The organism is Sediminicola luteus (assembly GCF_002514735.1).
Lineage (GTDB): Bacteria > Bacteroidota > Bacteroidia > Flavobacteriales > Flavobacteriaceae > HQA918.
Window position 1 is genome coordinate 147,237 of record NZ_KZ300476.1, and the last position, 13,502, is coordinate 160,738.

The following is a 13,502-nucleotide window of genomic DNA, read 5'->3' on the forward strand; positions in this document are numbered from 1 at the left end:
TTCAACAATCTTACGGCATACCTAAAAGATATTAGCCTTCAACCAAATAGAGGTCGCCTAACTTTGTATAACAGGGTAAAAAACCACCAAATCATCTGCAAATGAACAACTATTCTTTAGGTATCGATTTTGGGTCTACCGCGGTTCGGGCCCTATTGTACAATATCACCGAGGGCAGCATTTTAGGCACTACAAGTAGCCCATATAACATGGGAACAGATGGGGTAATCCAAGACCCTGACCAGCCCTTATTGGCCCGTCAATGTCCGATGGAATATCTACATGCCATGGAAAGGGCCGTTACATCCTTATCCGAAAAGCATGACCTGAAATATGTGGTGGGTATAGGTGTCGATGCCACGGGCTCTACCCCTATTCCCGTTGATGCCGAGCTACGACCTTTGGCAAACCAAGCGCGCTTTGCCAACAATCTAAATGCCCACGCCTGGATGTGGAAAGACCATACGGCACACAAGGCCGCGAATCAAATAACTGAACTTAGCAGAAAAGCAAGACCCGATTATTTAAAAACTGTTGGCGGTGCCTATTCGTCGGAATGGTTTTGGGCCAAAATCTTGCATTGTGCCCAAACAGATCCGGAAGTTTATGAGGCTGCGGCAACCTGGATTGAATTCAGTGACTATATTCCCGCTGTGCTTTGTGGCATCTCGCATCACGATCAATTAAAGCGTAACAGTTGTGCCGCTGGGCATAAAGCTTTGTATCATACCCATTGGGGCGGTTTCCCGGATGCGGAATTCTTGGATAAGCTGCACCCGGGTTTATCACAAATTTTACACAGTTTACCCAAAACCACGCAAGATATTTCGGAAACCAGTGGCAATCTTTGTGCCGAATGGGCCGACAAACTCGGTTTAGCAGCCGGTATACCTGTGGCCATGGGTATGTTAGATGCACATTCGGGCGGACTGGGTGCTGGGATAAAACCAGGCACTTTGGTTAAGATCTTGGGGACATCGAGCTGTGACCTAGCCCTTGGCAACAATCAAAACATGGGCCTAACAGGTGTGGCCAGTGTGGCCGAAAACTCCATCGTACCCGGGCACTTGGGTATCGAAGCCGGTCAAAGTGCCGTAGGCGATCTATTGGCGTGGTATGTAGATACACTTTTGGAAAAAAGGTGGACACATGCCGAACTCACCGAAAGGGCCAATTTGCTTAAGCCCGGGGAAACCGGACTTATGGCCCTGGACTGGAACAATGGTAACCGATCTATACTGGCCAACCCCATGCTATCGGGATTGGTAGTCGGGCAAGACCTGAGTACCCAAAACCATGACATCTATCGCGCCTTGATCGAGGCCTCTGCCTTTGGGGCCCGAAAAATTATAGACACTATGGAAATACAAGGCATTTCTATTGAAGAAGTGGTTTGTTGTGGCGGTATCACGCACAAGAACCCCCTATTTATGCAAATCTATGCCGATGTAATCGGCAAACCCTTAGTGGTTTCCACGGAAGCCGAGACCGTAGCCCTTGGTGCCGCCTGGGCAGGCGCCTATGTGGGGATGCATGGTGAAATCGGATTTGAAGCCCTTCAGAAATCGGTTAGTGAGGCGGAACCCATCGTTTACCAACCCCAATCGGACAGCCGAATTATATATAACCAATTGTATTCCGTTTACAACCAATTGCACGACGTTTTCGGCGGTGTTACCGACCCCGATAAGTTAGACCATATCATGAAGACTTTGAGGACATTTAAAAATGAAGCAAAAACCAAACAAAAACCATAAAGATGAGTTACAGATTAATCGGAAGCCTACCGAAAATAGGCATCCGTCCGGTTATTGACGGACGTGAGGAAGGGGTTCGCGAATCGTTGGAGGCCCAATGCATGGAAATGGCCCAAAACGCGGCCCGTTTAATCGAAGGGAACTTACGGTTTCCCAGTGGTGAAAAATACCAATGTGTTATTGCCGACACTACGATTGGTGGAGTGGCCGAAGCGGCCCAATGTGCCGAGAAATTCAAAAAAGAAGGGGTAACCGCCACCCTGACCGTTACCCCGGCCTGGTGTTATGGCACCGAGGTAATGGATTCCGATCCAAACTTACCAAAGGCCATTTGGGGGTTTAACGGTACTGAAAGACCAGGAGCCGTTTATTTGGCGGCTGCCCTGGCCGGTTATGCCCAAAAAGGAATTCCCTGTTTTAGCATCTATGGCCGTGAAGTACAAGATGCCGGAGACACCGAAATACATGACGATGTCAAAGAAAAAATATTGCGCTTTGCGAAGGCCGCCATGGCCGTTGGTCAAATGCAAGGCACCAGTTACCTATCGATAGGTTACGGATCTATGGGAATCGTGGGTAGTATGGTAGACCAAAATTTCTTTCACGATTATTTAGGTATGCGTACTGAGTTCGTGGATCAGATGGAAGTACTGCGACGTATCGAAAAAGGCATATTTGACCAAGACGAGTACCAAAAGGCCCTAAGCTGGACTAAGGAAAACTGTACGGAAGGTACCGATTATAACCAAACCCAATCCGATGCTGAACGTAAAGCCTGGGAATGGGAGACCGTGGTTAAAATGACCTTGATCATCCGCGACCTCATGATCGGAAATCCCAAACTAAAGGAAATGGGTTATGGCGAAGAAAGCTTGGGTAGAAATGCCTTGATATCCGGTTTCCAAGGACAACGTCAATGGACCGACCATATGCCCAATGGCGATTTCCCAGAGGCCATTCTCAATTCCTCCTTTGACTGGAACGGGATAAGGCAGGCCTATATGGTGGCCACCGAAAACGACAGTTTGAACGGGGTATCGATGCTGTTCGGTCATTTACTGACCAATACCGCCCAGATCTTTTCCGATGTGCGTACCTATTGGAGTGCCGAATCGGTGCAGCGTGTAAGCGGAAAGACCCTTACGGGTAAGGCTGCTAACGGCATCATACATTTGATAAATTCGGGCTCCACCACCTTAGATGCCACCGCCGAACAACGCAATGCACAGGGTGATTCCTGTATGAAGCCTTATTGGGATATCAGTGAAGCCGAGGCCGAGGCATGTCTAGAGGCTACCCGTTGGCCCCAAGGTATTAAGGAGTATTTTAGGGGAGGTGGTTATTCCTCCCAATTCAAGACCCGGGGTGAAATGCCGGTAACCATGTGCCGTATCAATCTGATTAAAGGTATTGGACCCGTGTTACAATTGGCCGAAGGTTGGACAGTGGATCTCGATAACGATATTCACGAAATACTCGATGCCCGAACCAACCCTACTTGGCCCACTACTTGGTTCGCACCCCGCATTAATGGAAAAGGGCCGTTTACCGATGTGTATTCCGTAATGGCCCATTGGGGAGCCAATCATGGTGCCATAAGTTATGGCCATATCGGGGCCGACCTTATTACCCTGGCGGCCATGCTTCGCATTCCGGTAAATATGCATAACGTGCCCCAAGACAAATTGTTCCGGCCTGCCCTTTGGAACGCCTTTGGAAGTGAGCCCGAAGGAGCCGACTATAGGGCTTGTGAAGCCTATGGGCCCCGATATGGTATTAAATAACAGGGGAAACATCCCTAATAACACTTGCCAATAATCGTCTAACAACAAAAAGCGGCCCTTTTACTTGGGCCGCTTTTCATTTCTAACAGAATCATTGATCCAAATCTATTCTTCCGGGGCGGAAATGGCCCCCACATACCTACCGGCCCAATATGGCAATAAATAAATATAGGCTGGATGCTCCCATTGGCCATCACTACCACCGTTGTTCCTATAGGCGTTATTGTGCAAATGCATGGGGCGCTCATCCCTTGGTAGTACCTCACTATATTCTTGTTTCCTAAAATTTTTGGCCACTTTATCCAAGTCTTTACGATGGGCATTCTCAACCTTCCAGTCGATTAGATCCATCGGAAACTCTTTTAACCACCAAATCGATTCATCCAAATCGTAATCCGTTCCGCCGATCATGGCATATAGAAAATTCCAAAGCGGGTTCTTTTCGTTTCGTTCTATTTCCCAATGACTCTTGGCCGCCTCAAAATGTTTGGCCTTACTCTCTTCGTCAAAGGCATAGTTGACATAACCGGGGATGGTCAAAAAGTACATCTCGTCATCGGAATGGTTCCAGGCCGAGCTTAAATACTGACCCTCTACAAAACCAATTACAGAAGCCGGACGGTTGGCATTTTCCTCATAACCAAACTTATTGGCCAGTTTCTTGTAGTGTTTGAGGTATTTTTTGTCTTTGGTAAAATGATAAGTGGTCTGTAGAAAAGAAAGGATCAAGGTTGAATTCAACCTACGGTCGCCTACATTTATGGGAAACTGGTTTACATAATCCGGGTTCCATCGGCCCCATTGGGTGGGTTTACCGTTCCAGGTAACCAAATACCAATCGTTTTCAATTAGGTGATCCATTTCAATCTTAAGCTGGTGTATGGCCCTATCGCGCCACGATTTATCCGGCGCCAACTCTGCGAACAGGGCGTAAACAAAAAAGTGTCCGCATGATTCGTCGCTACTTGTGGTAGATTTCCAACGCCAACGTTTATCGTCCGTAAGTCGCCATATTTTTTCATGCTCTGGTTTATCGGGTTCCCTGTCGGAAGATTGATAGGTATCTATTTCATAGGTTCGGGCAGGAAAACCATCAATCTTACTGATTTTGGTTAAACGCTCCATGGCCTCAAAAGCTTCATAGGCGTTTAATTTGGCGTCTTCGGATTTAGTTGCCGCATAGCGGAACAACTCCCCTGCCAAATACATTGATGTCCATAGCCCATCGTTATCGGTATCCCAAAGGATAGCGGAAGAAAGGTCGCCGGGGGTCTGTAACCGGGTAGCCGAACTAAAGCCATATCGGATATGTCGTTGTCGTTGTACTTTTTGAAAATGCATGGCCTTGTCGTGTAAGGTCATGGGGGTAAAATCGATTTGAGATAGACCAGTTTCCGTTAACACCAGTACACTACCTTCGGGCCCAGCTTCAATGGCCACCACCTTATCGTCGGTCAACCAACGTTTTGAGGCATAATAATCGAATTTGCCATCGCTACGAAGCTTAAAGGCCCCTTTGGTGCTACCCAACCATTTTTCGCCATCTATAAATTGTACCGAAGTGATTTCGGGCCAAGGTAATTTTGCTTGAAGTGGTGAAGCTTCCTTACCGTCTAAATTCAAGGTCAGGTATCCCGATTGGGTTCCTACCAAAACCTCTTTATCCGATACGGCTAAGGAAGTAATACCCTCTCCCGCGTAAATTTTGGTCAAAGTGGTTTCCGTTTCCCCAAGGGTATACACCCCAAAGGCCGTCGCGATTACAAAACGCGCACCTTTTGCGTCATACACCATCTTTTCTACTGGGGCATTCAGCACGATATCGGTAAGCACCTTTCCGTTTTTGGCCAGTCGTAAATTTTCCTTATTCGCAACCAGCATAGTAAAATCGGCACCTAAGGCCAATTGGGTAGGATTTTCCAAGCCATGCTCCCAATACAATTTGCCTGCCCAAGCATTACTAAGGATGGCTGTATCTGTCAAGTAAACAAATTGACCTTGGTAGGCCACCATATCCAATACCTTTTGATCACTTATAGGGCGGTATTGCAATTGCGGTTTTAACTCTTTTTCCCAGGGATGTAGTACACCTTGGGAAGACAACACTTGCACTACCCCATTCCTATCGATCGCCAGATTACGCAATGCCGCATCGGTCGTTTTTTGAAATTTGGTAGCCTGATCTTGTTTGAACGCCTTATCAGAATAGGTTTTTTGCGAAAAACCCATCCCACAAAAAAGTAGGATGGGTAACAGCCATAAAGACTTCATATATAATTAGTTTGGTTTGGTGTGTTAAAAATACATCACAATGGTGGCAGTCGCTTCGGGCTTCTTGATCGTTACCAATGGTAAATTGACCCGAATTGCACAATTCAAACTATTTCTGCATCCATTTAGGTAAAAATGACACATGCTTAATGGCTTCTTGGCCATTTATGCTATGGGAATAGGTAATATGCACCTTACCGTCTTTAGCCTGTATGGCCGTTGGATACGAAAAAGACCCTTGGCCTTTTTCCTTCTTCTCCAAATATTTGGGTTCAGACCAATCCTTACCTTCATTTTTTGATAGAGCCACGGCCAAATTATGACGCCCATCTTCAGTATTATTATAGACCATGAGCCAGTGGCCATTGGATAAGGTTAAGACTTGTACACTGGTACCGGGATTTTTAAGCTCCGATTTTTGGGCGAAACTCCAGCTATCGCCTTGGTCTTTAGAGGTACTCACCAAAATACGGCCAGGGGCGTCGCCATTATCGCGCATATAGGCCACAATTTCGCCATTGGATCTACGCACCAAACTGGGTTGGATATTTCCATAGCCCACTATTGGTATACTAGGCCGCCACGTTTCCCCATTATCATCAGAAATGGCAACCAGAGAAAAGTTAAAGCCATCGGAATATAGGGGCAAAAGCATGCGCCCGTTGGGTAACACCAAAGGCTGTATCCTAGACATCCATCCGGTTTCACGTTTCTTTTTGTCTTGGGCCGCCTCGTGTACCATTGACTCATAGCGTGGGGCATATTCGGCCCAAGCCAGTCCCCTTCCCCCTTGGGCCTTGAATTGGGTTTCTACTTGGTCGGCAAAGGCCTCGCCGGGTTTCAATAAAATTACATCTTGCCAATCCCATTTCGGAGCTCCATCTCCTAAGAAATCAGAACTTCGGCGGTATTTTAACACCGAGGTTTCCCATTGATTGGCCTGTACCACTATCCAATATAACACCAATCTTCCTTTGGGATCTACGAACAAAACCGGGTTACAATCGGGTTGGCCGGGCGTATCCGCCAAAAGAAATGGTTTTCCCCATGCCTTGGAATTTTTGTTAAGACGAGCCCCCATGATCTTTACATCGTTGGCCTTACGCTCTCCAGAACCTTGAAACCAACAGGCCAAAAAATCGCCATTGGGCAATTGAACGACAGAACTACTATGGGTATGCTGTTCCTGTGGCGGGAAAATTAAATGATTTTCGGACAGGCCTTTTTGGGCATGGATTATCGACATTCCCACTAACATCAAGAGAATAACCTTAAATAAAAACTTCATAAAACTAAAGTATCAAAAAGGGGCTTCCGAAAAAGCCCCCTTCCTGAAAATTACTAAACTAAAAACAAACTTGTCATTAATACGGTTTACCCGTTCCCTGCAATACCCAGGTTTTAGACCAAGCGCTATTGTTACTGGTATCACTACCTTTAAATTCGGTAGGTTCCAATTTCTGGATAGCCGCATTGGCATTATCGGTATTGTTGGCAATCTCATCGTTAAAATGATAGTAGAATCGCAAAGGCAAGGCATCGCGCATGGCTGTTGGCCCTGTGCCCAATACGGGCAAACCGGTCCTTTTCCAATCGGCCCAAGCTTCTGTAGAGGCTGACCAACTGGCAATCCATTTCTGTTGTATAATGCTCTCCAATCCGTCAAAAGGTGCCCCTGCCAAGTAATCGCCTACTTGGTCGCCTACACCCCAAGCTTCGAAAGATTGGCGTACCCCTTCGGTATAATAGGCGGCAGCACTACCCGAGGCCCAACCTTTGGTAGCGGCTTCGGCCAATACAAAGTTCACCTCTGCAGCAGACAACAAACGGGCCAATAATAAATCGCCAGATGTTTCTTTGTACATCGAATTTAACTGACTGGCATGTGGGTTATACAAGCCTTGACCTATATTCGGGGTCAGGTTAAAGTATAAGGTAGCTTTGGTAGAAGTCGGCATTCCGATAAAGTCTTTATCGTAATCAACGGCCAATTCTCCGGTAGCTTCATAATCGTCGGCAATGTTTTGGGCAATATGCCTTTCGCCATCGATCATTTCATCGCGATCATCGTCCCAAGAAGGTTCAAGAACCAACGGAATCTCAACCGGGTCGGCCCAAACCGCCAAACGGGGATCGTTAAGGGTCTGCATTTGCTCCACCAATGTGGCACACATCTTCACCCTAAAATAACTACCCGACACACTGTTATCAAAAACCGTGTTGGTAGGCCAAGAATCTACCGTACTCGTCCCAGGGAACGCCATACTGGCATCGTCTGAAGTAGTCAAAATCAACGGATACTGACCTGGGTTACCTGTAATCTTCGCAATACCCGATTGGGCAATGGAAGGTTCCTTTTCCGAAAGACGCATATAATAGCGTAAGGCCAATGAATTGGCGAACTTGCGCCATTTAGAGGCATCGCCTTCAAAAAGCACATCTTGGCTCGGCACTACGTTCAAATAACTATCCTGAGGCTTGGACAACAGGCTATTCGCCTGTTCCAATTTCGAAAGGATATCTAAATAAATCTCACGTTGGCTATCAAAAGGCGCTTTAAAGTAATCGGTACCTTGATCTCCTTTAACCGCTTCAAAATAAGGAGCGTCTCCCCATAAATCGGCAATCTGGCCAAAAGTATAGGCATGTAGTACAAGCCCAACCCCTCTATGGAAATCCAACTCATTTTCCTCGGCCTTGGCCAAGAAATCACGGTTGTTACGGATAATACCGTACATGGCCTTCCAACTGTGGCTGTTATCGTCCCAGTCGTAATCGTTATGGCCACCCGACCAACCGTTCTTTTGGGTATGTTGCATGACCCCGGCCATTTCCCCAATGCCCATATTGACCATGGTCTTGGACAAATTGGTGATCACCGTGGGCAATAATAGGTTCAAATCCGCCGCCTCTGGATCTACCGCATTCGGATTGGCCCTATATTCATCCAAATCTTCACAGGCCGTAAAACTTCCTAAAAGCAGCAGCCCTAAAACAAAATATTTTATACTAAATCGATTCATGATTTCTACTTTTAAAATGCTAGGTTCAATTTAAATCCGATTGGGAATACCCATGGTTCTACATTATAGCGTTCAATACCCTGAAGGAACCTACCGCTAGATTCTGCCTGGAAGGCGCGTTCGGGATCCACCCCAAAACTTGAATCTTTGGTCCACAACATAATGTTACGGCTATAGATAGATACACTAAGAGCATCTAAACCGGCCTGCTCTACCCATTTAAAGGGGAAGTTATAGTTGAAGGTAATCTCGCGGAGCTTAATGTAATCGGCATCGAACATATGGTTGGTTCCGAAATCCCAAGGGTTACTGGTTACGAATGGTCTTACCAAAGTACCTTCGCCCCCTAGGTTCTCTTGAACCAAAACAAAGTTTCCGTTGTCATCATGATAACCTATTACACCAGGCGAGAACACTCCGTCGTGTACTTCGGTACCTGAAAAACTTTCTGGTAACCCTCCGTATTCCGGAGTTGGTCCACCGACATTGATAAAGTTTTCTGACAACAACAACTGATCTCTGTTATCCAATACCCATTGACGCATTTCCGGTCCTAATTGACGTCCGCCCGGATTGGCCAAACGATCGAATACGGTCGCCGAAGTAATATCTTCGGTCATATACCTGTGGGTCTGTGACATATATTGTCCGCCAGAACGCCAGTCGAAAGTCATATTTACACTGAAATTCTTGTAGCGTAAACTGGTTTGTAAACCTAAAATGAAATCGGGGTTATAATTACCAACCTTAACATACTCACTTTCGGCTTCCCATTCCGGGTCTTCACCAGAGGTTATGATCGGGAACCCAAAGTACTCTGAATTGGGATCGGTAACCCTTTTGATCTTTCTAGAGTAGATATTCCCCAAAAGTCCGTCTTCACCGGTTTCGGAATTTTCAACGAAACCACGGGCCTTACTTTTATTGGCTGACCAGAACTCCAAGAAATCGACCCCTTCCGCCAATTCGGTAATCTTGGTCTCGTTGGCCGTATAGTTAAAATTCAAGTCCCAAGTCCAGTTTTCGTTCTCGATTGGGGTAAAGCCTAAGTTCAATTCTATACCATCGCCCTCCAAAGTCGCTGCATTCAGATTTACACGATCAAATCCGGAAGAAGCCGCCAATGGAATGGTTAGGATCTGGTTTTCGTTTTTAATCATATAGTATGTACCTTGAAAACGTACACGGTTATTGAACATATTCAAATCAAGACCAACTTCTGAAGAAGTCAATTGCTCGTTCTGTAGACTTGGTGAAAGCAAGTTACTCGGTACGAACAAACCGGAAGCATCGCCCCACTGACCTGAACTTTGGTACACTTGCTGTAAGTTGTATGGCGCTGTATCGTTACCGGTCTCGGCCCAACCTCCACGAAGTTTGAACAAACTTACTTTAGGAATATCTACTACCTCACTCAACAAGAAACTTAGCGAAGCCGAAGAATAGTCGTATTGATTATCGTCTTCTGGCAAGGTACTAGACCAATCGATACGGTGACTTAAATCTAAGTACAACATATCTTTAAAACCTAAACTGGCCAGACCATAAACCGAATTTATACTTTTTTCCCTTAGACTGCTGGAATAGTCCAAAGCATCTGGGGCTATATTACCCACCGTGAACACATTAGGCACGATTAAACCAGAGCGGCCTTTAGAACCATTACGTAGCGAAGTACCACGTTGGTACATGGTATTGGCACCACCGGAAACTGAGAAATCGAAATTTTCGAAATCCCTTTTGTAGGTTGCCAAAATATCTATGTTACGTTCCAAGAAATCAGACTTGGCAATACCGTAAGCACCATTATTGGCCTCCCTAGAATATCCAGGAGCAATTTTGGTCTCTTGGGTTTGATCTGATTTATTCAAGGTATATCTACCGCGAATGCCAAAGTTATCGGTGAACTGCCAATCGGCCACAATGTTACCGAAAATACGGAAGCGGTTAAAACTGTTATTTACTTCATTGGCCAAAAAGTATGGGTTATCGTGCTCTTCGGATACGCGAACCACCTGACTACCTTCGGCACCTGGCACCCAATAATCTTCCAACATACGGATATCTATATTAGAAGGATTCGCATAGGCCCATTGCAGTGGGTTGGTACCTCGGTTAGAGGCCGGACGGTTATCGGCCCAGGTATGACCAAAGTTTACATTGGTACTGACCGTTAACTTATCGTTTAGTTTAGACGAGGCCGATAAGGTATATGAATTTCGATTTAAATCGGAATTCGGTACCATACCCGTATGCTTCATATTGGTATAGCCCATCCTAAAATTCAAGATATCGGAACTATTGGAAATCTCGATGCTGTTGGTGGTGGTCAAGGCGGTCTTTACAAAGTTCTTTACATTGTCTTCGTAAGACACCAATTCAATAGGAATACGGTTACCATTGGCATCTAGGGGAGAATGCCATTGTACGGCCCAATACCCTTTATCGTTCTCTGGACCGGCACCGGCATAAAAGGCCGGATTAACCTCAGGCAAAATGTTACTCCCAACATCTTCGGGTCGGTATGAGAAGTAACCCGTTGATAATTTGGTATTGGTTTCCAAGAAACGGAAAGGTACATCGGCCACGGTATTGGTGGTAAAACTCACCTTCATTTTTTGCTTGTCCTTAGCACGTTTGGTGGTGATCAAAACCACACCATTACCCGCTCGAGACCCATATAAGGCGGCAGCACTACCTCCTTTTAGTATCGATACATCTTCGATACTCTCTGGATCTAAATCAGAGATGGCATTACCATAATCCACAGGGTTTCGACTACCAAAGCCCCCCACATTGTTTACGGTACTTTCTACCGGAACACCATCAATGATGAACAAAGGTTGGTTATCTGTACTCAAGGAAGTGGCTCCACGAATTACCATACTCACCGTAGAGGCTGCACCTCCTGTAGAGTTAATGGTTACCCCAGATACTTTACCCGACATGGAATTCAATACGTTTTCCTGTACTACACGGGTCAATTCCTCTCCCCCAACGTTCTCAACGGCATATCCCAAGGATTTCTCTTCACGTTTCAGCCCCAAAGCGGTTACCACCACTCCTTCGAGTTCTTCAGCGCTTTCATCCATGGTTACATTTAGGGTGTTACCGGATGTTATGGCCATATCTACGGGTGCATACCCGATATAGGAGAAACTTAAGGTACCTCCCGTGTTTGGCACATTGATCGAATAATTACCATCGAAGTCGGTACTGGTACCGTTCGTGGTTCCCTTTAGCACCACACTAACCCCTGGCATGGGAATACCATCGGCACTAGAGGTAACCACCCCCGTTATGGTGCGCGATTGGGCCCAAAGCTGCATAGGAGCCAGAACCAGCATGGCAAAAAACAAACAACCACCAAAGAAACGGGCTGTCCGATTTGCTTGATTTTTTGATTTCATTGTGTTCAAGTATAAAAGTTTGGTTTGGTCTATTGTATCAAATACCCCCATTACTGCACGGCCTTAAAGGTTAAAACCAATGCATGTGTATTCAATGGAATCGGTGTATTCGGCGGCATAAAATCGGCGCTTGCCAACACGAACAACACCAACTGCATACTGGTATCGCTTACATTTCTAACAATGGCACGGGTCTCAAAGTCGCGATATCCCACATAACCATTACCTGAGAAACTTAGGGTGGTTACATCGTTATAATCGACAAAGCCCGTAGGTAAACCGTATACAGAAGCCACACTGATGTTGTCATTTTCGGTAAAAGTGAAAGTAGCATCGGCATCTAGGTTGAAAGTAGCATTCACAAAAGGGAAGCCTGCATTAGGCCCTGCCAAAATATCGGCGCCACCAGAGGTAGCCAACTGATAGAAAACATTACTTAACCCACCACCATCGGCTTGTAGGTCCATATCGTAATTACCATCGAAATGAAAGGTAAAGGTATCGTCGTAAACCTCGGAAATACCCAACGGGTTACCGAACACCCCTGTTGGCAATGGTTTTAAGCCATCGAAAACACTAAGATCGGCATCGGAATTGGCAAACCAATCCTCGCTATGGGCCGGATCTAATTTCCAGGTCTTGCCATTGGCCGCGGTTGGCCCACCGGTCAACAAAATATAAGGCGTAAGGTCTATAGCTAATTTCACTTCTTTGGTAATAGCATTACCCGAAGCATCCGTGGCCGTAAATACCACATCGTAATAGCCGCCATCTTGATACACATGTACCGGATTCTGCTCAGAACTGGTGTTACCATCACCAAAGTCCCATGACCAGCTACTGGCACTATGGGTAAGGCCCTGAAAAGCAACCTTTTTACCGTCGACCGTATTGAATATCTCCGCAGTTAACGGAAAAACGGTCTCACTATCGTCATTGGTCTCACAAGAGACCGACCACAAGAGAAGAAAAGCCCCCATAAGGTAAGGCAAGCTTCTTTTGGCCCTCAATAATGATGTTAATACTCTTTTTGGAATTTGCATAGAATTCTGTCGTTTTGGTTTGTTATTTAGTTGATCCCTGGATACAAATTACCCATGGGTGTCAACAAAGCTATCCCATCACCTTTCAAAACATCTCAAATATCTTGTTAATAATGCGTTATATATTATCACATCATTAAAGGAAATAGGGATATTTTTACGAAAAATGTTAATATAAACTTAGTATTGGAGATTTGGGCAATTCTTAGAATTT

The 13,502-nt window shown here is 45.7% G+C and carries 7 protein-coding genes; 2 read left to right on the forward strand and 5 right to left on the reverse strand.

All coding sequences use genetic code 11. From position 1 onward, the window contains the following. The first annotated feature begins 101 nt into the window (after window positions 1–101). A complete protein-coding gene (locus B7P33_RS00465) occupies window positions 102–1,757 on the forward strand; it encodes a ribulokinase (protein WP_097440007.1) in 1,656 nt (551 codons plus the stop codon). 2 nt (window positions 1,758–1,759) lie between these two features. Then, window positions 1,760–3,541, forward strand: a complete 1,782-nt coding sequence (locus B7P33_RS00470; RefSeq protein ID WP_172435812.1) for an L-fucose isomerase — start codon at window positions 1,760–1,762, stop codon at window positions 3,539–3,541. 105 nt (window positions 3,542–3,646) lie between these two features. Here B7P33_RS00470 and B7P33_RS00475 read toward each other — a convergent pair whose 3' ends face one another. From B7P33_RS00475 to B7P33_RS00495, 5 genes are all read right to left on the reverse strand, one after another. Beyond that, on the reverse strand, window positions 3,647–5,812 hold the full coding sequence (locus tag B7P33_RS00475) for a hypothetical protein (RefSeq protein ID WP_141402357.1): 2,166 nt from the start codon (window positions 5,810–5,812) through the stop codon (window positions 3,647–3,649). Window positions 5,813–5,921: 109 nt separating this feature from the next. Next, window positions 5,922–7,100, reverse strand: coding sequence for a sialidase family protein (locus B7P33_RS00480; protein WP_097440009.1), 1,179 nt, complete (start codon window positions 7,098–7,100; stop codon window positions 5,922–5,924). 76 nt (window positions 7,101–7,176) lie between these two features. Beyond that, a complete protein-coding gene (locus tag B7P33_RS00485; protein WP_097440010.1) occupies window positions 7,177–8,835 on the reverse strand; it encodes a SusD/RagB family nutrient-binding outer membrane lipoprotein in 1,659 nt (552 codons plus the stop codon). Window positions 8,836–8,846: 11 nt separating this feature from the next. Beyond that, window positions 8,847–12,245, reverse strand: coding sequence for a SusC/RagA family TonB-linked outer membrane protein (locus B7P33_RS00490; protein WP_216359336.1), 3,399 nt, complete (start codon window positions 12,243–12,245; stop codon window positions 8,847–8,849). A gap of 50 nt (window positions 12,246–12,295) precedes the next feature. Beyond that, window positions 12,296–13,288: a PKD domain-containing protein gene (locus tag B7P33_RS00495; protein WP_097440011.1), complete on the reverse strand. Its 993-nt coding sequence runs from the start codon at window positions 13,286–13,288 to the stop codon at window positions 12,296–12,298. Window positions 13,289–13,502 lie beyond the last annotated feature (214 nt).